Source organism: Sphingomonas sp. SRI_018, assembly GCF_057586275.1.
The window spans coordinates 1,684,814-1,709,918 of record NZ_JBYCZO010000001.1; the positions used below are offsets into that span (position 1 = coordinate 1,684,814).

15 protein-coding genes are annotated in these 25,105 nt (G+C 67.4%); 3 read left to right on the forward strand and 12 right to left on the reverse strand.

The window, feature by feature from the left end; translation table 11 throughout:
• Nucleotides 1-48: 48 nt before the first annotated feature.
• From AC2YHA_RS07875 to AC2YHA_RS07925, 11 genes are all read right to left on the reverse strand, one after another.
• Nucleotides 49-3,204, reverse strand: coding sequence for a TonB-dependent receptor (locus tag AC2YHA_RS07875; protein ID WP_487401036.1), 3,156 nt, complete (start codon nucleotides 3,202-3,204; stop codon nucleotides 49-51).
• A gap of 163 nt (nucleotides 3,205-3,367) precedes the next feature.
• Nucleotides 3,368-4,999 carry an alkaline phosphatase D family protein gene (locus AC2YHA_RS07880; RefSeq protein WP_487401037.1) on the reverse strand — a complete coding sequence of 544 codons (1,632 nt, stop codon included), beginning with the start codon at nucleotides 4,997-4,999 and terminating at the stop codon, nucleotides 3,368-3,370.
• An 11-nt stretch (nucleotides 5,000-5,010) separates the two neighbouring features.
• Entirely contained in the window at nucleotides 5,011-8,268 is a 3,258-nt protein-coding gene (locus tag AC2YHA_RS07885; RefSeq protein WP_487401038.1) for a TonB-dependent receptor, read from the reverse strand.
• A 203-nt stretch (nucleotides 8,269-8,471) separates the two neighbouring features.
• A complete protein-coding gene (locus AC2YHA_RS07890) occupies nucleotides 8,472-9,449 on the reverse strand; it encodes a FecR family protein (RefSeq protein ID WP_487401039.1) in 978 nt (325 codons plus the stop codon).
• Entirely contained in the window at nucleotides 9,418-10,020 is a 603-nt protein-coding gene (locus tag AC2YHA_RS07895; RefSeq protein WP_487401040.1) for an RNA polymerase sigma factor, read from the reverse strand. The genes AC2YHA_RS07890 and AC2YHA_RS07895 overlap by 32 nt, the downstream gene beginning before the upstream one ends.
• A gap of 85 nt (nucleotides 10,021-10,105) precedes the next feature.
• The gene (locus AC2YHA_RS07900) at nucleotides 10,106-11,281 is read right to left on the reverse strand and encodes a hypothetical protein (protein ID WP_487401041.1); all 1,176 of its coding nucleotides are present in this window, start codon (nucleotides 11,279-11,281) and stop codon (nucleotides 10,106-10,108) included.
• Nucleotides 11,282-11,339: 58 nt separating this feature from the next.
• Nucleotides 11,340-12,293 (reverse strand): N-acetylglucosamine kinase, encoded by a 954-nt coding sequence (locus AC2YHA_RS07905; RefSeq protein ID WP_487401042.1) that lies wholly within the window; start codon nucleotides 12,291-12,293, stop codon nucleotides 11,340-11,342.
• A complete protein-coding gene (locus AC2YHA_RS07910) occupies nucleotides 12,290-13,432 on the reverse strand; it encodes an SIS domain-containing protein (protein ID WP_487401043.1) in 1,143 nt (380 codons plus the stop codon). The genes AC2YHA_RS07905 and AC2YHA_RS07910 overlap by 4 nt, the downstream gene beginning before the upstream one ends.
• Nucleotides 13,425-14,708 (reverse strand): D-tagatose-bisphosphate aldolase, class II, non-catalytic subunit, encoded by a 1,284-nt coding sequence (locus tag AC2YHA_RS07915; protein WP_487401044.1) that lies wholly within the window; start codon nucleotides 14,706-14,708, stop codon nucleotides 13,425-13,427. Before AC2YHA_RS07915 ends, AC2YHA_RS07910 begins: the two co-directional genes overlap by 8 nt.
• A gap of 69 nt (nucleotides 14,709-14,777) precedes the next feature.
• Nucleotides 14,778-15,698 (reverse strand): EamA family transporter, encoded by a 921-nt coding sequence (locus tag AC2YHA_RS07920; RefSeq protein WP_487401045.1) that lies wholly within the window; start codon nucleotides 15,696-15,698, stop codon nucleotides 14,778-14,780.
• Nucleotides 15,695-17,788, reverse strand: coding sequence for a glycoside hydrolase family 36 protein (locus tag AC2YHA_RS07925; protein ID WP_487401046.1), 2,094 nt, complete (start codon nucleotides 17,786-17,788; stop codon nucleotides 15,695-15,697). The genes AC2YHA_RS07920 and AC2YHA_RS07925 overlap by 4 nt, the downstream gene beginning before the upstream one ends.
• Nucleotides 17,789-17,936: 148 nt before the next feature.
• Here AC2YHA_RS07925 and AC2YHA_RS07930 point away from each other — a divergent pair, with 148 nt between their 5' ends.
• A complete protein-coding gene (locus tag AC2YHA_RS07930) occupies nucleotides 17,937-19,040 on the forward strand; it encodes an amidohydrolase family protein (RefSeq protein WP_487401047.1) in 1,104 nt (367 codons plus the stop codon).
• A gap of 187 nt (nucleotides 19,041-19,227) precedes the next feature.
• Here the strand turns inward: AC2YHA_RS07930 and agaR are convergent, their stop codons facing one another.
• On the reverse strand, nucleotides 19,228-20,007 hold the full coding sequence (gene agaR, locus AC2YHA_RS07935; RefSeq protein ID WP_233786028.1) for a transcriptional repressor AgaR: 780 nt from the start codon (nucleotides 20,005-20,007) through the stop codon (nucleotides 19,228-19,230).
• Nucleotides 20,008-20,185: 178 nt separating this feature from the next.
• On the opposite strand from agaR, the gene AC2YHA_RS07940 reads away from it, so the two are divergent.
• A complete protein-coding gene (locus AC2YHA_RS07940; protein ID WP_487401048.1) occupies nucleotides 20,186-23,089 on the forward strand; it encodes a TonB-dependent receptor in 2,904 nt (967 codons plus the stop codon).
• Nucleotides 23,090-23,217: 128 nt separating this feature from the next.
• A complete protein-coding gene (gene pabB / locus AC2YHA_RS07945; RefSeq protein WP_487401049.1) occupies nucleotides 23,218-24,981 on the forward strand; it encodes an aminodeoxychorismate synthase component I in 1,764 nt (587 codons plus the stop codon).
• Nucleotides 24,982-25,105: the final 124 nt, after the last annotated feature.

Genomic DNA, 25,105 nt, shown 5'->3' on the forward strand with positions numbered 1-25,105 from the left:
GGCTGCGCCGGCGGGCCCCTCCCTCTCCCAAGGGGAGAGGGGAAAAGGTCAGAACTTGCCGCGGATGCCGACCAGGATGGTGCGGCCCGGATTGTATTCGTTGTACGTCGCATTGGGGAACTGAAAGTAGCTGCTCTGCGCTTCCTTGGTGATGTTGATGACGTTCAGCACCAGCGTCGGCAGGTACTTGTTGTCGAACATCTTGCCGAGATCGAGGCTGCCCGAGAAATCGAGCTGCGAATAGTCGCGCCCGAAGATCGCGGCGGCGGGGATGCCGTTCTGGTTGGGGTTCGACCCCTGCGAGCCTTCGTTGAACGTATAGGTCAGCCGCGCCGACAGCGGGCCGCCGTCATAATAGCCGGTCAGCGTGTAGGTGGTCGGCGCCACGCCCAGCGCCACCGCGGGCGCGCCGGCACCCTCGCCCTTCTGGTCGATCAGCGTCAGGTTGCCCTGAAAGCCGAAGCCGCGCACGCCGATATATTGGGTGAGGAAATCGAGCGGCTGGGTGATCTGGAACTCCAGGCCGTTGACCTTGAGCTTGCCGTCGGCGTTGACCTGCTGCTGCAGCACGATGTCCACATCCTCGGGCCGCTGGCCGGGCTGGGCACGCGAGATCAGCGCGGCCTGCTGCGCCGCCGTCAGCGAGGCGAAGGTGATGCCGTAGGGCGCGAGGAAGCTGAACGGTACGGTGCGCAGGCCGTTGACGGTGAAGCCGGTGATCGACTTGCGGAACGCCGCGACCGCGATCACGCCCTCGCCGCCCGTGTAATATTCGAAGCCGAGGTCGATATTGTCGGAGATGTACGGATCGAGCTCGCTGTTGCCGAGCGTACCGACGTCGGCGGAAGGCTGGACGAAGCTCGCGCCCGGCAGCATCGCATTGGGATCGGGCCGCGTCATCGTCCGCGAGACCGATGCGCGCGCCACCGCGTTGCGGCCGATGTTGAACACCAGGCTCGCCGACGGCAGGAAGTTCGAATAGAGCGTGCGCGAGTTCGGGAAGGTGTCGATGTTCGGATAGCAGGCCCCGTTCAGCGCGAAAGCGGGAGACGTACCCGGACAGGTCACGCCGCCGACGCTGTTGCGCGGATCGGGCACGCTGACGCGGCCGCCGACGATCTGCTCGGTACGGACGTAGCGGATGCCGGCGTTGAGGCGCAGCGTATTCTCGCCGATGTCGATGACGCCGTTGGCCTCGGCGAAGATGCCGGTGACCTTTTCCCGGATCAGGCCGCCGTTGGCGCCGCTGCTGCCGCTGCCGACCTCGGTCGCGCCGGCCAACAGTTCGTCATAATTGGTGTCGGCGCGGAACTTGTCCCAATCGACGGTGATGAAGCCGTTGCTGCCGGGCCGAAGGTAGCTCGGCACCAGCGCGGTGGGAACGCGCGAGCCGGCATAGACGAGCGGCGGGAGGCCGCTCGAATAGCCGGTGCCATAGGCCGGATAGGTCGGATAGCCGGGAGGCGCCGCCGTTCCCGGCAGGTTGGCGCCGTCGCAGATCGGCTGGCGGTTGGGCGCAGGCAGCGTGACGCTGGGACCGTTGCCGCAGATCAGGTTCTGCCAGGGATTGGTGTTGTCGAACGGCGTGATGCGGCGCTTGGTATCGTCATAGGCGCCGCCGACGCGGACGCTGAAGCGCTTCTCGTCGCCGAACAACAGGCTGCCGCGGATGCCCTTGGTCTCGGTCTCGCGCTCCTCGCCGTTCAAGTTGACGCGGCCGCCGCCGGCCCAGCCGAAGTTGTTGGGGTCGTTGAGGTCGATGTTGGTCGAGATGTCGGGGATACCGCCGTTGTTGGTGTAGGTCACCGTCGTCCCGCTGCTGGGCGGCGTGATGACGAGGACGGTCGGGCTTTCGCGGCGGAAGGTGCTCTTGGTGTAATTGGCCTGGAGGTCGCCCTTGATCCATTCGTTGATGGTGAATTCGGCGCCCGGATTGACGCCCCAATATTCCTGCTTGTCGCGATAGGGGCGATATTCGAGGAAGAACTGCGCATTGGCATAGGTGCCGCCGGTGACGGTGCAGCCGGCCGAGCAGTCGCTCTTGTCGTAGGTGGTGTTGAGGGGGATCGCCGCGCCGTTGCGCACCGCCCAGTTCATCGCGGTACGGGTGAAATCGGTGTCGCGCTTGGCGTACATGCCGTCGAGGTAGAAATGGAGGGCGTCGCTGGGGCGCCATTCGAACGAGGCGAGCGCGTTGTAGCGCGTGCGCTCGCCGATCTCGGTGCGCGGACGGCCGAGGCGCGGGAGCAGGCCGTTGTCGATCTGCTCGATCGTCGCGCCGGGATTGTGCGCGAGCAGGAAGGCCTGGTCGATCACGGTGCCGGTGGTCAGACCATTTCCGGCGTTGACCGGGACGGTGCCGGGGATCGCCCAGTTGCCGCCGCCGGTCGCGTTGCGGTTCGCCCCCGTATTCTGCGTCGCCGACAGGTTGGGGTTGGTCCAGCCGATCGTCTCGAACCCATCGACGCGGAAGCGGTTCTTGACCGCCGCGCCGCCCACCAGGATGCCGAAGTCGCCGAAGGTCGCGCTGGCGATCGCGTAGCCGCGATAGCCCCATTTGTCGGCGCTGCTGACTTTGGAGCCCTGGAAACCGTAGCTGATGTAGGGCTTGGGGTTGTCGAACGGACGCGCCGAGCGCAGGTTGACGGTGCCGGCGGCGCCGCCCTCCACCATCGAGGCGACCGGGGACTTGCTGACGGTCAATTGCGTGAACAGCTCGGTCGGGAGCAGGTCGAGGTCGACCTCGCGGTTGGTGCTCTGCGCATCGAAGCGCACCGAGGCGACCGCGACCGGCGCGCCGTTGAGCAGCACGCGGGTGAAGTTGGTGCCGAGGCCGCGGATCGCGACGTTGCTGCCCTCGCCCGTCACCTCGCGGGTGATGGTGACGCCGGGGATGCGGTTCACCGATTCGGCGATGTTGGTGTCGGGGAACTTGCCGATGTCCTCGGCGAAGATCGTGTCGGTGAAGCCGATCGAGTTGCGCTTCGCCTCGGTCTGGCTCTGCAGCGAGGCGCGGAAACCGGTGACCACGATATCCGCCTGCTGATCGTCGGCGGTGGCGGGTTCCTGCGTCGCGGGTGGCGCGGCCTGCTGCTGCGTCTGCGCCTGATCCTGCGCGAGGGCGGGCCAGGACGCACCGGCCAGCAGCGCTGCGGCGGTCAGCGCGGCCGAACGGATAGGCGGACGGGTGCGAAGCTTGGTCATGATCCTCTCCTGGCTCGACGTGCCGCCCTTTTTGGTAGCGGTCACATTTTCAAGCTACGCAAGAGTGGTCAGACCTGTCAACGGTGCAGTGCACACAAAGCCGATATGCGCGGTGATCGCCTGATAGCGTTATCTGCAGAAGCGCCGGTAACCGGTAATTCCGTCAGCCGCCGAATACCCTCCACCCGCGATCGACCGACATGCGGTGCGAGCCGGCGAGCGCGGTGCTGCGCGCCTTGATCGTCTGCAGGAACAGCCACTCGCCGGTCACGCGCTTCGGCGTGATCTCGATCATCATGTAGCCGCGGCGGCTGGTGTCGGCCCATTTGAGCTCGGGATTGGCGGCGACGAAGCCCTTGGCGACGGTTGCGGGATCGGCGCCCATGCCGCCTTCCATCCCGCCCGAGGTGACGGCGTGGCCGGCGAACTCGACGCCGGCGGGCCGACCGTCCTCGGCCATCGCATAGGCCCAGGCGTTATGGCTGTCGCCCGACAGCATCACCAGGTCGGCATCCGCCTGTTGTGCCGCCTTCAGCAGACGCGAGCGCGCGGCGGGATAGCCGTCCCAGCGATCCATCCACATCGGCAGGCCGAGTTTGGCCGCGCGGATATTGTTCCTGAAACCGTTGACCGTCTTCTCGCTCGCGTCAGGGCGGAGCCAGCCGACCGCGTCCGCGGGCATCACCGTGCGGCCCAGGATCGTGCCCATGCCGATCAGCTGCCAGGCGGTGGAGCGGGCATTGGCCTTCAGCTCATGCGCCAGCCAGCTTTCCTGGGTCGTGCCGAGCATCGTCGCCGACGGGTCCTGCCAGGCGCCGTCGCGGAACGCCTCGAGCGCGGCGTCGGGATTTGCCGCGCGGAAGGCCGCACCGATGTCGGCCTGCTTCGTCCGGGCCAGCAGGCGCGATTCGGTGCGGTAGAGCGTGGCGAGCCGGCCCAGCGGATAGGTTTTCCAAGGTTCGTCGGAGACCGGCATCCACTCGCGATAGACCTGCATCGCGGCGGCGCGGCGGGCGTTCCAGTCGCCCTCGCTCGCCGGCTGGTGATTGGACGCGCCGCCTTCCCAGCTGTCGTTGGCGGATTCGTGATCGTCCCAGAGGGCGACCATCGGCGCCATCTGGTGCAGGCGCTGGAGATCGGGGTCGGCGCGGTAGCAGGCGTAGCGCAGGCGATAGTCGCCGATCGCGATCATCTCGCGGTCGGGATCGACGATGCGGCCGGCGACCAGGTCCTCGGCATGATAGGGCGCCATGCCATATTCGTAGACATAGTCGCCGACGTGCAGCCAGAGGTCGAGGTCCGGGCGCGCTGCCGCATGGCCATAGGCGTTGAACCAGCCGATCGGGAGGTTCGAGCAGGAGAATACGGCGAGGCCGAAGCGCGCGGCATCGTCCGCAGGCAAGGTCTTGGTACGGCCGACGGGGGACTTGGCGCCATCGGGGGCGATGAAGCGGTACCAGTAGACGGTCCCCGGCCGCAGTCCGTCGACGGTGATCTTGGCGGTCCAGTCGCGATAGGCGCCGGTGCGCACGCTTCCGCCGGCGGCCACCTTCGTGAAATCGGGGTCGAGCGCCAGCTCTACGTCGAGCCGCACGATGCCGTCGCCGGCTGCGGGCACGTAGCGCGTCCACAGCAGCATGGAATCGGAGCCGGGCTCGCCGCTCGCCACATTGTGCGTGAACCCCGTCGCGCCGAGCAGCTCGGCCGCGAGGCCGCCCCCTGTCGGGAGCAGGAGCGCTCCCAGCCCGAGCGTGCCGCCGAGAACGAGGCTGCGGCGATCGATGGTCAGCGTCATCGCGGATTTCCTCAGAAGACGCCCTTGATCCCGAAATTCCACATCGAGCCGTAGATGCTGTATTGCTGAACGCGGCTGGGGATGTTGGAATAGATGACGTCGGGCGCGTTGAAGATGTTGCGGCCGGCCAGCATCAGCTCGAAGTTCTTCGAGATTTTGTAGCTGGCGCTGATGTTCCACAGCTGACGGGCGTCGTGGTAGAGGATGCCGTTGTTGGCGGTGGTCGGCGTGTTGCCGAGCGCGCTGGTGCGGTACTTCGACTGCGCGTTGCCGGTGAGCTGGATGTCGAAGGCCTTGTAGCTGTAGCGGACGCCCCAGTTGGCCGACCTTTTCGGCATGTTCACGCGCACGCCATCGGGGTCGATCATCGTGACCGATCCGCGCAGGCCGAACCCGCGCAGCATTCCCGGCAGGAAGGTGAGCTGCTGGTCGTATTCGAGCGTCAGGCCGGTGTTGGTGCTGGTGCCGGGCGCGTTCTGCGCGCTGCGGAAGGTGTAGCCCGCATAATCGCCGGGGTCGTAGCCGACGTCCTCGGGATCGACGGTGATACCGGTGACCTGCATGTCCTTGATGTCGAGCTTGTAGACGGACAGGCCGACGATGCCCGACGGCTCGAGGTAATATTGCAGGCTGGCGTAGTATTTCGTCGAATGCTCGGGCTTCAGCAGCGGGTTCGGCACGGTGACGATCTGCGTGTCGTCGTTGACCGAGACGACGCCGCCGAGGTTGCCGTAGTCGGGGCGCAGGATGGACTGGCTGAAGGCGAGCTGGCCGACCAGCTTGTCGGTGAAGTCGTACTTGACGCCGCCGCTCAGGAACCAGTCGTCATAGTCGCCGCGGCGGGTGGAATAGGTGCCGCCGTTATACTGGTAGAGCAGACCGTCGACGGTCGTGGCGGAGTTCCCGTTCACCGGATAGCCGGCCGCCTTGACCTCCGATATCGGCCGGGTGTTCGCGACCTTGGCCGCGGTTTCGGTCTTTTCGTAACGCAGGCCGAGGTCGAACGAGGCGCGGCCGATGCGCGTCTGGGCCTCGAAATAGGCGGCGTAGACATCCTCCTGGACACGCTTGTCGTTGTCGAGCCGGCGCTTCAGGTTGCCCAGCGTGTCCGGCAGGAAATACTCCGGATGCGCCTGGTAGATGTCGTAGACCCCATAGTTGCTGTCCGCGCGCCAGTTCTGTGCGTTCAGGTTGCCGGCGTCGAAGCCGATGATCTGGAACTTGTAGTTCTCGGTCCAGGGGATGACGGCCTCGGGTGCCGTCTGTGACCCTGTCGGGCCGACGTATCGGAATTGCTGATAGGAGCCCTCGTTGGTCCGCCAGTCGTTCTTGCGGGCGCTGGCGCCGGCCATGAGCGTGACCGGGAGCGCGCCGAGGTCGAGCTGCTTCTTCAGGTCCAGGTTGCCGCCGTACATCTCGTTGCGGGCGTCGGATTCCGAGGTGCGGATGTTGTAGCCGATCGCGAGGTCGCGGTTGAAGTTGGTGGGATCGCCCCAGGATCGGCCGGCCGTCTGCGTCAGCGTCCAGGCATTCGAATCCTCCGACGCCCGGTCCATCGTGAAGCCGATGCCGGTCAACCAGCTGTCGGTACGCTGGAAGAAGCCCTTGCTGTTGTCGCGGAAGTGGAAGGCGGAGCTGGAATAGCTGCCGCGCAGCGTCGCCTCGAACGTGTCGTCCTTATATTCGAGCTTCGGCGCCACCAGCCACGAGGGCGTGCCCGCATAGCGATGCGAATATTGGGTGTGGAGACGGGTGTTCTGTCCGTTGGGATTGACGACGATATGGGTCGGCGTCGAATCCGCCGTGGCATAGGATCGCGCGGTCGTGCCGAAGATCAGGAAAGTATATTGGTTGAAATATTCGACGTCGTACATCGAATAGGTGCTGCGCACGCCGAAGGTGAGCTTGTCCGAGATCTTGTAGTCCACCGCAAGATTGGCGGCCTTGCGGTGCGTCCGCTTGGGACCCGGGCGCCACATCACCTGATAGGGGATCACCCGGCCGTCGGGGAGGTAGGACCAGTCGGTCTGGATACGGTCCTGCTGGACGTAATTGGCATTATAGCTGGCGTTGAACGAAATGCCGAGGCGGCCGTCCAGAAGCACGTCGGAATAGCCGATCTGGGCGGACGGGAAGATGCGCGGATGCTTCCGGTCGTCGGGGAAATAGGCCTGCGAGAAGCCGGAATCGGAGGTGCCGACGCCGCCGAGCTGGAAGCGGAACTGCCGCCCCTTGCGCTCGAACGCGTATTTGCTGCGCAGGTTGATGGTGCCGCCGGGGGCGTCGGCGTCCATCCGGGCGGTGAGCGTGTTGTTGAGCTCGATCGCGGCGATGCCGGTGATCGACATCTGCTCGAACGAGTTCTCGCGGCCGTTGTTGTTGTTCGAGGTCGCCGTCGCCATGCGCGCGCCGTCGGTAGTGAAGGTCGTATATTTGGGATCGAGGCCGCCGATGCGGGCCTTGGTCGCATCCACCTCGGTATAGTCGAGCGACAGGCCGGGCATGTTCTTCAGGAACTCGCCGACGTCGCCCATGGTGAGCGCGCCGTAATTGTCGGCGGGGACGACGTTCTTGGCGTTCAACGCGGCGCGGCGCTCCATGATCGCGCTGGCCTGGCCGTCGCGGCGGCCGGTGATGGTGATGTCCTGGGGATTTTCCTCACCCGAGGCGATGTAGGACAGCGCCTTCAGCTCGACATCCAGCGTCGTCACCTCGCCCGCGGCGACCGTGACGGCGGCCTTTTCCTCCTGGAGGCCGGTGTATTTGACCGCAACCGTCACCTCGCCGGCCGGCACGCCGGTCAGGCGGAAGGCGCCGCCGTCCTCGGAATAGGCGACGATCGGCGTGCCTTCGACGCGGATCTCGGCATTGCGTACATATTCCCCGGTCGCGGTGTTGAGGATGCGGCCGCGCAGACCGCCGGTGCCGATAGCCTCGCCCTGCCCCGCGTTCGACGCGCCCTGGCTGGACGAACGCAGCGTGATGATCTGGCCATCGTCGGAATCGATCCGTAGCGGCGTGCCCGCGATCAGGCGGCGCAGCGCCGTCCGCACGTCCATCCGCCCCTTGACCGCCGGCGTCGAGATGCCCTGGAGATCGCGCGCGGGTGCGACGATCTGCACCTGCGCCTGGCGCGCCAGCTCGGGAATGGCGCGGACCGCCGGCTGCGCCGGAATGTCGAAGACGCGTTCCTGCGCCTGGGCCGGCGCGGCGATCGCCAGTGCCGCGATGGCAGCACCACAGGTGAGGATGGAATGACGAGATTTCATCGACTGACTTCCCCCGCTTGCCGCGTCGGTCGCGGCGTTTGCGGTTGAGAGCCGTCGGCCGGCCGTTTCCGCTATCGGCGGCGAAAATTTTTCAGCAAATCTAGCCCCTCCCCTTCAGGGGAGGGGTTGGGGTGGGGACTCGCCTCAACCAACACGGCCTGCCGCACTCCCCCACCCCCAACCCCTCCCCTGAAGGGGAGGGCTTAAAACGGGTGTGGTGCAGCGCGGCGCGTCAGCACGACGTCGTCGCCTCTTTGCTCGAGCCGGGCGTCGAACACGCGCGCGATGGCGCGGCTGAAGCCGACTGGATCGTTGGCGGCGAACAGGCCGGTCACCGGCTCGCGCGCTAGGCCCGGATCGCCGATCAGGATGCGCGTGTCGCTGTAGCGTGCGAAGCTGTCCGCCGCCTGCTTCAACGTCTCCCCCTCGAAGGCGAGCTTCCCCTCGCGCCACGCCAGCTCGCGCGTGACCGCCTCGGGCGTGATCGACTGTGGCCGTTCCGTGGAATCGACCAGGGTCAGCCGCGTATTGGCCGTGAGCGCCAGCGCGGCAAGATCGACCTGCCCCCGCTGCACCAATATGTCGACCGGGTCCGCGTCGAGTTTGCGGACCCTGAACCCCGCCTGCGTGGTATGCAGGCGGCGTCCGTCCACCTCGACGACGAAGGGCCGCCTCTCGTCACGCGCGACGGAGAAATAAGCTTCGCCCCTCAGCAGCGTGACCAGCCGCTCCCCCTCGTCGAACCGGACCCTGACGCTGCTCTCGGTATTCAGGAGCACGGTCGAGCCGTCCTTGAGCGGCACCAGGCGGATCTCCCCCCGCCCAGTGCTGATGACGGCGCCGGCCGCCGGCATGCCGACGCCCAGCGCCACCAGCGAGGCGACGACCGCCACCGTTCCTCCGGTCCAGCTCAGCGCCTGCCGGCGGGACAAGCGCGCGGCGGCCGGGCGCTTCGGTTCCTCGAACGCGGCCGGGTCGAAACGGAGACCGAGCGCCCGGGCGGACTCGCTCATGATCGACAAGGCCTGCGCGCGCAGCAGCGCGCCCCGGCTGCGCGGATCGCCACCCAGCCAGGCCTGGAATGCCGCATCTTCCTCGGGAGTCAGTGGCCCACGATCCAGCCGCGCCGTCCATTCGGACGCCGCCCGATCAATGTCTCGACTGGTTTCGCGCTCGGCCATCAACCCAGGCAATCTCCGATTCCGTGACCCTAGAGGTTTGGGACGGTGCCTTTCCGCCACGACCGAACCAATCAATCAAGAATCGAATGCCTCGCGAGATATGAGTCTCGACCGTATTTTCCGAAATGCACATCTGCGCGGCGATCTCTCGCTGCGGCAATCCCTCGACGCGCCGGAGGATGAAAGCCTCCCGGGTCTTGTGCGGCATCGCCGCGATCGCGCGGGCGAGCTGGCGCAGCTCGTCGCGGTCGATCGCATATTGCTCGGGCGAAGCGGCGTCGTCGGGATGGTCGAGCCGATCGAGGTCGTCGACCGCATGGATCGGCACGATGCGCGTGCGGCGGACGTGGCGCGTGATCACCGACCGTGCGACCTGGAACAGATAGGCACGCGGGTAATGGATGGCGTCGACGCTCTCCAGCTCGGCCAGGATCGTATAGGCTTCCTGGATGATGTCGTCGGGATCGAGCCCGGGCAGCGCGCGCCGCGACAGCCAGCCCCTGAGCGCAGGCTCATGCGGCAGGATATTGCGCAACAGCCAGTGCGCTCTTTCCCTGTCGGTGCCGTTCATCCCTGTTCCGCCGAGCGCCGCTTCGATTCGAGGCGACGCCTAGACGTCAATTGTGACACTCAGGCTTCGGCGGACGCTCCGCGGGTCATCGCCTGGCCGCGTCTTCCGCCGTCGCCGGAACGAACGGCCACGCCGCGTCCCCGGTCCAGCGCATGAGCGTGAGGTCGGCGGTCTGCGCGCCCTTGCCGCCGGAGTTCGCGGCGACGTAGAACAAGCCCTGCCCGACCGGTTGGAAGCCGACGTCAGCCTTCTGGTTCCATCCGCGGATATCGGTGGCGGCGTCCTTCAGGCCGTCGTCGGCGAGGTCGAGCAGCAGGCCCCGCTCCCACCCTTTGCCCCCGGGTCCCGGCACGCCGACGAGATCGGACAGCACGGGCCGCTCGCGGGCTTCGACGGCGAACAGGAGGTAGTTGGGGAAGGACGGCTTCTTGCCCTGGTAGACGCCGAGGAACCAGCGCTGCAGCGTCTCGTCGTAGGAGAGGTTCTGCACGCCGTAGCTCGTGTTGCCGGTCCGGACGAAATATTTGCCGTGCACGGCGGCGGGACCGTTGCGGTGCGGCGCAGCCTCGGTCAGCGGGCTGGCGTAGCGCGCCCAATCGCTGACGTCGTACTGGAGCAGCACCTGGTGATCGTTGTCGGTGCGCGCGGTGTTGCCGTAGATGCCGTAGGCGACGGTCAGATAGCGCGGCCCGTCGCTGCGGCCGAACGCGGGGCCGAACGCCACACCGTCGATGCCGGAGCAGCCGTAGCGGTGATCGGGCGAGGCGGTTGCCTTATCGCCCTCGACCCTGCCATCGCCGTTGAGATCGGCGGAATAGTCCTTCACCACCTCGGGCAGATAGACGGTGCGGAAGATGTCCGTTCCGCTCGCCTCGATGCCGACGCGGTCGAGCCGGGCGACGTCGATCACGGCGACGTAGAAGGCCCTGTCGTCCTTGTATTCGAGCGAGCCGTAGACCTTTCCGTCGGCCGGGTTGAAGTCGAGGTCGCCGAGATGGCCCGTCCAGCCGACGAGCGTGCCGATCAGCCGACCGTTGAAATCATATTTCGCGAGGAGATTGGTGAACGAATAGTAGATGAAGCCCCCCTGCACGTCGACCGCGATGCCCTGGACGTGCCCGGACGGCCAGGTGCCGCCGTTCTGCTTGAGCGGCAGGGGCGCGGGCGACGCGGCGGCGGCGGGTGCCGCGAGCGCGGCGGCAAGCAGGAGAAGAAGCCACCGGGCAATCTCGCGAACAGTTTCGGCCTTGCTGGACACCACTCGATCGCTCCCGTCGTTCAAAGGACGCGGCCGCTAACCGAAGCGGATGACAGGCGTGTTACGTGTCCGCGCGCGCCACGGAGCCCGCCAGCCGCTGGGCATAGAGAGCGGCTCCATAGGCCGGATCGTAGCGAGGCTCGACCGCGGCAAAGCCTCCCCTGCCCGCCAGCTCCGCAAGGAACGCGTCGCGCACCAGGGGCTCGCGCAGGAGAACGCCGCCGGACCAGGAGACTGGTACCAGAGCCTCGGGCGAGAAGCCGAGCCGGTCGCGCAGGGCAAGCGCCAGCGCCGCCAGCTCCTCGGCGGCCGATACGAGAATGGCCTGCGCACCGATATCTCCCTCGGTCGCCGCGCCGGAGACCAGGCTCGCGAGGCTGGCGATCTCGCCGCGGCCCATACCCGCAGGCCCCATGATGCGCTCGCACAGGTCGAGATCGTTGCGCAGCGACAGTGCCTCGACGATCCGGTCGTACAGCACGCCCTTGGGCGCGCGGCCGTCGCTCATGCGCGAGAACAGGGCGAGGCCCCGGATCGCGATCCAATGGGCCGAGCCTTCGTCGCCGAACACCTCCCCCCACCCGCCGACGCGCGCAGCCTTGCCCTGGCGCTCGCCGTAACCGATCGAGCCGGTGCCGGCGACGATGTTGATCCCGTCCTCGCAGCCGAGCGATCCGGCCCAGCCGCAGACGACGTCGTTCCCGCACGCGTAGCGGTCGTGCCCCAGCAGGCGACGGCAGGCGGCGTGCAGCTGCGGGTCGGCGACATTGTCCTCGCCATAGGCAGGCAGGCCGAAGAAGGCGAAGCCGAGCACGGCCGGCGTGATCCCGAGGTCGCCGCACACCGCGCCGATGCCCTGCTCGAGACGCCGTACCGTCTCCTCGAGGCCGACCTCGAGGTGATAGGTGGTCCCGGTGACGGCGCGCGCGATCACCGTGCCGGCGACATCGATGCAGACGAACTCGGTCTTGGTGCCGCCGCCGTCCACGCCGAGGAAGCAATCGCGGGCGGTCATGCCGGAAGCGCGTGGATCCGCACGCCCTGCACGACTCGGTTCACCGTGCCGCTCGCATTGGGGCGATCGGGCGTGAGGCCCAGCGCCAATGAGACATGGAGGCCGAACAGCTGCGCCGGCACGATGAAGGGGAAGAGCAGGTCCGCATCGGCCGCCTCCGCCATGCCGCCGACGGCGATGTCGGCCCTGTCCTCCGGTCGGGCGGAGACGGTGATCACCGCACCGCACCGGCCGTCGCCGCGCAGTTCCTCGACGATGTCGAGGTCGTAGAGGCGGGTGAGCGGGTCGTTGGACACGAATATCACCCCAAGCGTCTCGCCGTTGATGATCGTCTTGGGACCATGGCGGAAGCCGAGCGCGGTGTCGAACGCCGTCACCACCGCGCCGTCGCTCAATTCCATGAGCTTCAGCGCCGCCTCGCGCGCAAGGCCCTTGAACACGCCGCTGCCGAGATAGACGACGCGCTTGAACCCGCGCGCGGCGAGATCAGCCGTCACCGGCTCGGATCGCGCGAGCGTGTCACCGACCGCCGCGGCGATGGCCGGGACGCGTGCGTCGAGCGCCGTGATGCCGCCGAGGATCGACAGCGCCGCCAGCGTCATCGCGCTGAAGCTCGACGTCATCGCGAAACCGCGGTCGTGGGTCGCCTCCGGCAGGACGACGACATGGGTGTTCGCGCTCGTGCGCCGGCCCAGCTCGCCGTCGGGGTTGCAGGTGATGACGAGGTGGTACGCCTCGGCGACGGTCGCGTCGACGAGATCGACGGCGGCGATGCTTTCCGGGCTGCTGCCCGAGCGGCCGAAGGAGACGAGCAGCGTCGGCGCGTCGCGGCGCAGGTGCAGCGCCGGCGCGCTGACGATGTCCGTGGTGGCGATCGCCTCGACGGGCCGGCCGAGCAGGTCGGACAGCCACGGTGCCAGGCACTCGCCGATGAAGGCCGAGGTGCCGGCGCCGGTCAGGACGATGCGCAGTTCCGGCCGGGCCAGCAGCGGTCCGACGAATGCTTCGATCTCCGCCTGGCGTGCGCGCAGCACCGCCTGGGTGGCACGCAGCGTTTCGGGCTGCTGCTCGATCTCCCGGCGGGTCCAGGGCACCGGGTCGCTGCCGTCGGCATCGGGGGCGCGCAGGGTGTCAGGCATCGGGGTGGCAAGCTCCATGATAGGCGTCGAGCGTGGCGGCGACATGCGCCATGACGAGCTCGGCAGGGTCGAGGGCGGCCCGGCCGGCGCGCACGGCGGCATAGGCGAGCGGGAGATGCTGGCTGACCAGCGGCAGTGGCGGCGGCGTTTCGCGCAGATTGGCGAACAGCCGGTCCTGGGCCGCGGCGATCTCGGGGTCGGGCCAATAGTAGCGGATGCGATCGGACAGGCTGTACTGGAGCTGGAGCGCCAGCGCCTCGCCGGTCGCGTGGTAATATTTGCGCCAGTGCTTGGGCTCGGCATGCATCCGGGCGAGCGTGACCTCGCGCACGCGGGCGCGGCGCGGCGCGGCGATGGTCTCCGCCTCGATCGCGTCGAGCGCCCACAGCGCCTCGCGCAGCGCGAAGGTGACGCCGGGCCCCACCTTCAGGATCGCGAAATGGTCGCGGACCAGCGCGGCGAGCGCCTCCGGCGTCTGGTAGTCGGTCGAGTGCGCCTCGAACACGATATGGTCGACCGGCTCGATCGCGCGGCTGAGCGCCGTCGCCCGCTCGGGACGATAGTCGACCACCTTGTCGTGGTCGAACTCGACGCCCGGCTGGACCACGGTCGCGATCACGCGTTCCAGTGCGCCGCCTAGACCGGCATCGCGGAACAAGGTGTCGTGGATGTTGACGGTTGCGATCGCCGCCTCGGGCGTGGTGACCGCCAGTTCCTCCAGGTCCTCGGCGGCGCCGCCGGGCACGGGGACTTCGGTGCCGATCACGTACACCGGCGCGTCGTCCGCATCGCCCTCGAACGCATCCTCGGCGGCACGGCACAGGCGGGCGGCGCGCTCGGCGATCGTCCGTTCGGGCAGCGGCACCGGATCGTCGGCGCAGCTCATCGAGCAGTCGAGGTGGATCTTGCGGAAGCCGGCGCGGACATAGTCGGCCACCATCACCTCGGCCTTGTCCATCGCCTCGGCAGCCGGCAGCACGGTCCAGGCGTTGGGGCCGAGATGATCGCCGCCGAGCACCAGACGCTCGCACGGGAAACCGGCCCTGTCCGCGATTCCGTGCACGAAGTCGCGGAAGCCGGCCGGCACCATGCCGGTATAGCCGCCGTCCTGGTTCACCTGGTTGGAGGTCGCCTCCACCAGCGCGATCGGCTGGCCGGTCGCGAGCGCGTGGCGCAGCGTCGCCTCGATCACCAGCGGGTGCGCCGAGCACACCGAAGTCACGCCGATCCGCTCGCCGGCCTTGTGCCGCAGCACCATGTCTCGAATCGCTTTCACGTCGGCTCCTTTCCGGATCGTCGTTAGCGATGAAATTCGCATAACGCAATAAATCGAAATATAACGAAACTACGCGGTCTCGGCAACCATCTCGTCGTCCTTGGCATCGGGCTCGATGGCGAGGAGCAGCGACGCGGCGAGCGCGAGCAGGATGCCAACGGTCTTGAGCGGCCCGGGCATCACGCCCAGCACCACCAGCGAGATCAGCGCGGTGGCGAGCGGCGCCCCGGCATTGGCGAGCGGCGCGACGATGATCGCCTTGCCGTAGCGGAAGGCGAACACCAGGGTCAGCGCGCCGATCGCGTTGAGCAGCTGGATCAGGGCGGCGAGGCCGGGGCCCTCGAGCCCCCAGTTGACCGGCCTGGCGAAGTCGGTCATCGCCCAGGCGGCCGGGATCAGCACCAGCCCGGTCAGCGTCATGTAGACGAAGATGCTCTCGGCCGACATGATATGGTTGGCCGCCTTCATGAAATAGGCCTGCACGCCCCAGCACAGCATCACCACCAGCGCCGGCACCAGCCACGCCGCCGACGCCCCGCCCCCGCTGCCGGGCGCGAAGTCGAAGGTGGGCAACGCGAGCAGCGCCAGCACGATGCCGAACGCGCCCAGCTTCCCCGTCCGCTCCCGCATCAGGAGGAACGAGAGCGCGATGGTGACGACCGGCGACAGCGAGATGATCGGGAAGATGAGATAGGCCGGCCCGCGCGCGACGGCGTAGAACAGCACCATCTGCCCGCCCGCGCCGAGCAGGCCGATCGCCAGGCCATAGCCGATCGCCCGCGGCGAGCGGTCGAGCTTCCATCCCGCCTGCGCCAGCACGACGAGCGCCGGCGGGATCATGGTCAGCGCCCAGACGCAATAGACCAAGGTCTCGGGGAAACCGTGCTGCGGGGACAGGCCGGAGAAGGCGCCCCACACGCCCCACAGGACGACGGTGACGAGTGCATTGACGAGCCAGGCGCGGCTGGACGGCGCGACAACCTGGCTCACGCGGCGGCGCCCTGGGCCGGGGTGGCGCGCACCAGGAGGAATCGCTCGAACGCCGCGGGAATGGTGTTGCGCGTCCGGGTCGCCGTGCCGAGCGCGCGGCCGGTGAAGGCGTCGGTCAGCGTGTAGTTTCCTTCGCCCAGCCCGCGCAGCGCGATCGGGCCGTCCCACTTGCCCGCGTAGAAGGCATAATGCAGCGCGCCGTCCTTCTCGATCGCATGCGCCTCCGGCTTGTCGAAGCCGATGTCGTAGAGGCCGCCCAGATACGTCCCCTTGGCGAGCATGTTCGTCTTGTAGAGATCGATCCACTTGCGCCAGAGCGCCTCCTTCTCCGGCGTCAGCACGAAGCCACCGGGCGGCAGCTGGTCGGTGGGATTGGGCGTGTCCCTGGGCCAGGTGAACTTGGTCGAGGGAATCGCGCCGATGCCGTAGGTCGAGGCGAAGTCGTCGCGTCCGTCGCTGAGCTCGACATGGTCGCCGGAATAGGGCGCCGACGGGCCCATCAGCGCCTTGAACGTCTTGCCCTTCGAGCGGACCTGCCAGGACGAGGTGGGATCGGAGGCCGGCGTGTTGTTCATCGCCGGGATGTTGTGGAAGGCGAAGCTGTCGCCGCAGGGGCAGAGCTCGACGATCGCCTGCGGGTTGATCGAGATCGCCTCGTCGTAGATCGCTTTCCAGAAATCCTGCAGCTTCTCGTAGGATTCCTCGGGCCGGGCGTGGTTGTGCGCGGGGTTGTAGCAGGGCGCGACGCCGTTGAGGTGCTGGCCGTCGAGCTTGAGCCCTTCATACCCCCAGTCGCCGATGATGCGGCGCACCTGGGCACGGAAAAAGTCGATCGTCGGCTGATAGGCCGGGCACAGGGTGAAGGCGCTCCACCAGCTGACGTTCTGCGCCGCGCCGCTCTGATCGAGCAGCAGCATGTCGGGATGGTCGCGCAGCAGATCGGTGCCCGGATCGACCGCAAGCGGCGCCAGCCACAGCCGCGGACGCATCCCCTCCGCCTTGATGCGGTCGGCGAAGGCCTTCATGTCGGCGTCGCCGCGCGGGAACTTGGTGCGGTCGATCTTCCAGTCGCCCTCGGCGGTCTGCCAGCCGTCGTCGAGCACCGCCCATTCGAAGCCGAGCGCCTTCGCTTTCGGCAGCGTGCCGTAGACCTGCTCGGTGGTGAAGTTGCGCTCATAGCCCCAGGCGCACCAGATCGGGCCATAGCTCGATTCGGGGATCGCCGGCGCCGCCAGCCCGCGCTCGGCCATGATGCGGCGATAGGCGTCGAGCGGGCGGAAATGATCCCCCGTGTGCACCATCAGGAAGGCGGTCGGGAGCGTCAGCGTGGCGCCGGGGGCGAGCAATGTCGGCTCGTCGCCGGTGAGGCCGATGCGGGTGCCGTCGGGCTGTGCGGCGACGGGCAGCGAGACGAGGCGCGGCACCGTCTCGACATGGCCGACCGCCAGCCCGACGTCGCGGCGCCAGACCACGGCGACGGGCGTGCCGCCGCCATAGTCCGAGCCGTTCATGCCCATGAAGTTGCGCTGCTCGAAGCCTGGACCGACCTTCTGCACCCAGTCGCGCCGATCGGGATAGGAGGCGCCCGCGAAGCTCCAGGCGCCGTCGGGATGCGCGAGCAGGTCGTGCGTCGCGATCCGCCAGCCCGCGACGGCCAGCGGCGCCGTCCCGGTATTGCGGAAGCGCACCTCGTAGAGAGCGAGGCCGGGATAGCGATCGAAGAAGGTGATCGCGAGCTGCTGCTCCACCGCGCCCTCGGCGGTGCCGCGCAGGCGATGCTGCCGCCCGGCGCCGTGCGGACCGCTGACCGGAGCCTCCTGGTGGTCGAGCAGGAGGAAACGGTCGACCGGCCGGCGATCGGCGAGGAACAATGCCTCCCCCGCCCCGCCCGGCGTCACGGCTTTGCCGGCGTGCGACACGGTCGAGCGCATCGCCGCGTCGAAATCGATGGTCAGCGTGCCGTCCGACAGCCGCACGCCCGCCGGCGCGGCCGCCCAAGCCCGGCCGGTCATCGCCGGAGCGGCGATCAGCGCCCCGCTGGCCAGCAGGCGCCCGAGCATGATCCGGCGGGTGACGGGATTGGACGGCATGTCGCTGGCTCTCCTTCCAGTGGCCGGCCTCGCCACCGGGGGCGACGAGCGGCGGTTGAGAAAGAGCTTGCACCAACCGCTCGCGCGGCGCAAATCAAAAACGCAACATAATCGAGCGTTTCGTTTCGTTTTCGTTTGGGAGGTCGCGATGCGGATGATGGCCAGGATGCTGCTTTTGACCGGATCGGCGCTGCTGATCGGCGCTGCACCGGAGGCGGGCTATAGCGAGGCGGATTTCACCAAGATCGCCAAGTTCGACGCGCATTTCCATGCCAACGTCGACGACCAGCGCTTTCTGGAACTCGTGCGCCGCGACGGGTTCGAGCTGCTGTCGATCAATGTGGATTACCCGGATTTCCCGCCGCTCGCCGATCAGGCGACGGTCGCCCATCGGATGCAGACCGCCGATCCGAAGCATTTCCATTTCGCCACCACCTTCTCGATGCAGGGCTTCGGCACGCCGGGGTGGACGGAGCGCACCATCCGCGCGCTCGACGCGGCGTTCGCGCAGGGCGCCATCGCGGTGAAGGTGTGGAAGAACATCGGCATGGTCGCCAAGGATGCCGACGGCAAGCGCGTGTTCCTCGACGATCCGCGCTTCGACGGCGTGATGGCGCATCTCGAGCAGCGCGGCATCCCGCTGATCGCGCATCAGGCCGAGCCCAGGAACTGCTGGCTGCCGCTCGACCAGATGACGACGGAGAACGACCGCAGCTATTTCCGCGAGCATCCCGAATATTACATGTACCTGCATCCGAAGGAGCCGAGCTACGAGGCGCTGATGGCCGCGCGCGACCGCTTCGTGGGGCGGCATCCGAAGCTCGCCTTCGACGGCGCGCACATGGCGAGCCTGGAGTGGAGCGTGGACGAGCTCGCACGCTTCTTCGACCGTTATCCCAACACGGTGGTCGACCTGGCGGCGCGCATGTCGAACCTCCAGGTCCAGTCCAACGCCGACCTCGCCAAGGTGCGCGCGTTCTTCATCAAGTACCAGGACCGCATCCTGTACGGCACGGACCTGACCGACAGCCCGCCCGATCCCGCCGCCCGCGCCCAGAACCCGCCCGCAACCGGCAACTTCGCCGAGGAGGCCGACCGGGTGTGGCGCGCCGACTGGCGCTATCTGGCGACGCCGCTCAGCCAGCGCGTGGAGGCGATCAATGCCGACGCGAAGGGCCTCAACCTACCTCGAGACGTGATCGACAAGATCTACTGGAAGAACGCGCAGCGGTTCTTCCATCTGAAGGGCTGACTGCGTTTGCCTGGGTGGACAAGCCCCACCCCCACCGTCACCCCGGACTTGTTCCGGGGGCCACCGTGCCGCACGGGTAGCGCGAGAGGCTCTTTCGCCTCACGAAGACGATGAGTGGACCCCGGAACAAGTCCGGGGTGACGATAGTGCATGGAAACCGGTCGCCCCATCGCAGGCGGGCGAACCCTCAGACGATGTGCAGCCGGAACCCGAGCCGGTCGGCGGCGGCGTGCATCCCGTCGGCCTCGGTCGCGTCGGTGACGAGATCGTCGATCTCGCCGACGTTGAGGATGCGGTGGAGGCAGACGCGGCCGAACTTCGAGCGGTCGGTCACCGCGATCACCTGCCGCGCGGCCTGCACCATCTTGCGGTTGAGCATCGCCTCGGGCTCGAAATGGGTGGTGATGCCGCGCTCGAGGTCGAAGCCGTCCACGCCCAGGAACAGCTTGTCGACATGGAGGTCGTCGAGCGCCCCCACCGTCTGCGCGCCGTAGAAGGCGCGGTTGCGGCGCCTGAGCGTGCCGCCAAGCATCACCACCGTGATCCGCTCCTTGCGCGCCAGCGCGCACACGATGTCGAGATCGTTGGTCAGGACGGTGATGTCCTCGTCGTCCGGCAGGTGGTGCGCGATCTGCAGCGCGGTCGTGCCCGAATCGAGCACGATCGAATCGCCCGGCTTCACCATCGACGCCGCCAGCGCCCCGATCCGCGCCTTCTCGTCGATGTGGATCGCCCGCTTGGTCTCGACGGAGGGCTCGACCGCGACGTTCACCGCATCGGCGGAGATCGCACCGCCGTAGGACCGCTCGGCGACGCCGCGCTTCTCCAGGAAATGCAGGTCCTTGCGGATCGTCTGCACCGATACCCCGAACCGCGCCGCCAGCGGCGCCACCTGCACGCTCCCCCGCTCGCGCACGAGCGCGCTGATCTGCTGACGTCTCTCGCTGGTGTCCCGGGTGACGGACATGAAAACCTCCTGTTACGCGATGCTTATCAACATGGGATGCGCCCGACAACATTGCCGTCGTTTCGTTTCTTTTCTGTTTGACAGTGTTGCTACAGGCGGGTTACGAAAACGAAATATATCGCGCCGACGGTTCGCCAGAGCCGAGCAGAATGTGGCGAAACATCGAAGGGGAATGGTGATGACGAGAGGGCGTAAGTGGCGGACGGTGGTGCTCGCTGGAGCCAGCGCGACGGCGCTGCTGGCCGCCTCCGCAGCGGCTGCCCAGGCGAACCAGCCTGACGACCCGCAGTCCTCGACCGCCGCACCCGACCCCTCGACGGTCCTGTCCGATCCGGCCCAGCAGCCCGATGCCACGGATAGCACCGAGACGGCCGCGGGTCCCGACATCGTCGTCCGCGGCGTCCGCGGCAGCCTGTTGCGCTCGATCCAGGCGAAGCGCGACGCCGACACCATCGTCGATGCGATCTCCGCCGAGGAGCTCGGCAAGTTCCCCAACCGCAACGTGGCCGAGGCGCTCGCCAACATCCCGGGCGTGACCGTCGGCCGCGACGGCCGCGGCGAGGGCCGCGCCATCACCGTCCGCGGGCTCGGCGAGAATTTCGCGATCACCACGCTCAACGGGCGCATCCTGCCGACCGACGGGCCCGACCGCTCCTTCTCCTTCGACGTGCTGCCGTCCGAGATCATCTCCGGCGCCGAGGTGCAGAAGGCGGTCCGCGCGTCCGAGCTGGAAGGCAGCATCGGCGGCAACGTCGACCTGCGCACCGCGCGCCCGCTCGACCGCAAGGGCTTCCATGCCTCCGCCTCGATCGAGGGGCAGTACAACGACCTGGTCGACAAAGGCGGCTACAAGGTCACCGGGGTGGTCAGCACCACCTTCGCCGACGACACCATGGGCATCGTGCTGGGCGGCAGCTACAACAAGTACAAATTCCGCACCGACAACCTCGGCGAATATTCGATCACCGACGGCACCGAAGCCGGCTATGGCGTCGACTTCAACGGCGACGGGCGGGTCGACCCGGACGCGAATGGCCCGGCCTATATCTGGCCCGACTATTACAGCGTCGGCTATGTCACTGGCGAGCGCGAGCGGATCGGCGCGGCGGGATCGTTCCAGTGGAAGCCGTCGAGCGATTTCGAGCTGACGATCGATGGCCTCTACAGCCATTTCGACGTGTCGCAGCACAACTACCGTTCGTCCAACTACCTCAACCCGCTCGGCGACGACGGCTCGCTGCGCTGGGATCCCGCCTCGATCCGCACCGACGACAACAATGTCGTCACCGGCTTCAACGTCAACGATCTCGTCGCCGAGGTGCTGACCACCGACGAGCCGCGCAAGAGTGAGACCTATCAGATCGGCGGCCGCATCGACTGGCGGGCGGGCGAGAAGTGGAAGTTCGCGCTCGACGGCTATTACGGCAAGGCCACCGACAACAGCGGCGGGCAGAACCGCTTCGTCGTGGCGGGCATCCCGGGCGCCTCGGCATCGTTCGCCACCCGCGACAACGGCCTGCCCGACCTCGCCATCACCATCCCCGGCGGGCGGACGCTCGACCAGGCGACCAACGACGATTTCCGCGCGCACTACATCGGCATCCAGGGCCAGAATATCGCGGACCGCACCCAGGGCGTGAAGCTCGACGGCGAGTATGAGGTGGCCAACGACATCTTCAAGTCGATCACCTTCGGCGTCGCCTGGACCGACCGCAGGAAGACCGTCGACCAGATCGACAACCAGTACACGACGTCGTGCAACTATTGCGGCTACCCCTTCACCTTCGGCCAGCTCGGCGCCGACGTGGTCCAGCCGGGACGCGAGAACATCCTGTCGAAGCGACAGGGGAATTTCCCGCGCAACTTCCCCTATTTCGACATCGACACCTACCTCGCAGCGCTGCCGCGGGCGGACAACAATCCGGCGATCCTCGATCCCAACAGCTGCCTGGACGCGACCGGGACGCCGATCCCCGGCTGCTCCTTGTCGCCCTACCCTGCCGGCTATTCGACGCAGGTGATCGAGGCCGACCTGCCCGCCTCCTATCTCATCAAGGAGCGGACCTGGGCGGGCTATGTCCAGTTCAACCTGGAAGGCCAGGGCTGGCGCGCGGACCTCGGCGCACGGCTGGTGTCGACCAAGGTGTCGTCGACCGGCTACGGCGCCACCATCGCCAGCATCATCCCGCGCGTCGGCACGCAGGACAATGACGTGAACTTCAATCCCGTGGACGACATCACGGGCGGCGGCGACTATCTGCGCCTGCTGCCGGCGGCCAATTTCTCCTACGACATCGCCGACGGCTTCCGCGTACGCCTCGCCGCCTCGCAGGCGATCTCGCGGCCGACCTTCGGCGAGCTGTCCCCGGCCAAGGACGCGACCTCGGCGCAGTCGGGCACCTACATCATCTACGACGCCGGCAATCCCAATCTGAAGCCGACCGAGGCGGACCAGTTCGACGTCTCGCTCGAATATTACCCGACCAACCGCCTCGCGCTGACCGCCGCGGCTTTCTACAAGCACATCACCAACTTCGTCTCGACGATCCCGGTCGACGTGGTCGTCACGCCGACCAACCAGCCGGCCAACCAGCAGCAGAACTTCAACTTCGTCGAATATCAGGTCGTCAACGGCGACAGCGCCAACGTCTACGGCATCGAGGTCGGCGGCCAGTATTTCCTCGACAACGGCTTCGGCATCCAGGCGAACGCGACCTACAACCACTCGCGCGCCAAGTCGGGCGACATCACCACCGACCTGCCGGGGGCGATCCCCTTCTCGGCGAACGCCAAGCTGTTCTACGAAAACCACGGCATCGGCGCGCAGGTGTCGTACAGCTACCAGTCGCGCTACGTCTATGCGCAGTCGGGCAACCTCGGCTATCTGCCGGTCAAGGAAGATCCCTATCACGAGATGTCGGCGAGCCTGTCCTACGACGTGACCAAGAACCTGTCGGTCTATGTCCAGGGATCGAACCTGCTCGGCTCGGCGATCAAGCGGTTCAACACCTATCGCAACGTGCCGAACTTCTACGAATATTCGGGACGCTCCTTCTTCTTCGGCATCCGCGGCCGGCTCTAGGCCGGACGCGGGCCGCGGCCGAGCGGATCGATCCCGACGACCACCGCCGTATGTCTGTTGTTCCGATGCGGAGCCGGTTCTAACGACCCGGGGTCGTGATCCAGTCGCTCCACTCAATCGGACCTTTCGTGCTCATCGACGATGCGCGCGACGCGGCGGCATCGAACCTGCTGTTCCGATCTCCGCGCGCGATATTCGAGGCCAGGTCGCTCGACCAGATCGCACCGGCGCTTACCCGGATGCGGGATGCGCTGGTCGCCGGCCATCATGTGGCCGGGTATCTGGCCTATGAAGCCGGTGCGGCGCTCAATCCGAAGATACCCGCCCGGGACACGGACGATCGCCTGCTGTGGTTCGGCGCCTTCGATGCGCCCCAGATCCTCTCGAGCGCCGAGGTCATGCAGTTGCTGCCCGGCGCCCATGCGGCCTGGCTGGGTCCCTTGCGTCCGCGACCGTCGGCGGCCACGCATCAGCGGCGCATAGAGCAGGTCAAGGCGCTGATCACCGCCGGCGACATCTATCAGGCCAATCTGACCTTCATGGCCGACCTGACCTTCGCCGGCGATCCGTTCGCGCTCTATGGATGCCTTCGCGCCGCCCAGCGCGCCGCACATTCGGCGCTGATCTCGACCGGCGACGAGATGATCCTGTCGCTTTCGCCGGAGCTGTTCTTCGCGGTCGAGGGCAACACGGTGCGGTGCCGGCCGATGAAGGGCACGATGCCCCACCATGGCGCACGCGATGTACGGGAGGCGGCAGCCGAGCTGGCGAGCGATCCCAAGCAGCGCGCCGAGAATCTGATGATCGTCGATCTGATGCGCAATGACCTGGCACGGATCGCCGAGCCCGGCAGCGTCGCGGTTCCCGAACTTTTTGCCGTCGAACGCTATCCGACGGTCCTGCAGCTCGTCTCCTCGGTCGAAGCACGCAAGCGGCGGGACGCGGATGCGGTTGCGGTACTCGAGGCTCTGTTCCCATGCGGCTCGATAACCGGAGCGCCGAAGGTGCGCGCGATGCAGGTCATCGGCGACCTCGAGGACGGCCCGCGCGGCATCTATACCGGCGCGATCGGCCACATCGCCCCTGGCGGCGATGCGCGCTTCAACGTGGCGATCCGGACGCTGCGCCATGCACCGGGAACCGGTCGCATGACGATCGGGCTCGGATCGGGGATCGTCGCCGATTCCGATCCCGCCGGCGAATGGGCGGAATGCCTGGTCAAGGCGCAGTTCCTCGATGCGGCAAGGCGCGACCTCGATCTCATCGAAACGATGGCCTATGACCCGGAGATTGGGCTTCGCCATCGCGATCATCATCTCGCGCGGCTGGCGCGCAGCGCCGCGGCGCTCGGGTTTGCCTGCGATCCCGTCACGATCGGACGCGAGCTCGATGCCGCGCTCGACGGCATAGGCGAACCGAGACGCGTCCGCCTCGTTCTGGCCGCAAGCGGGGCGGTCACGGTCGAGATCGCCGATGTGCCCGCCGCGATCCCCGGCCCGGTACCGGTCGGCCTGATGACCAGGGCCACCGACGCCAGGGATTTCCGCCTCATGCACAAGACGAGCGATCGCTCGCTCTACCGCTGGCCCGCGCCTGGTTCGGGAGCGTTCGAATATCTGCTCGTCGACGAGCACGGCTATCTGACCGAGGGAAGCTTCACGAACCTCTTCGTCGAGCGGGGCGGCGTGCTGGTGACGCCGCCGCTGTCGCGCGGGTTGTTGCCGGGCGTATTGCGATCGGTGCTGATCGAGACCGGACGCGCAGTCGAAGGAGACCTGCGTCCGGAGGATTGCCGGGCCGGTTTCCTGCTGGGAAACTCCTTGCGCGGCCTCGTCCCGGCACGATTGCTGCCGCCGCGACCGGAAGGGAACAAAGGCATGGCACCGACGTAGCGTTCCGCCGATCCTTACTGTTGCAAATCAGCCCTCGGCCGAGACCTTCGCGCTTGCGAACAGTGCCGACATCGCACCCGAGAAGATCAACAACAAGGAAATCGGCGCGAAATATTCGCTGCTC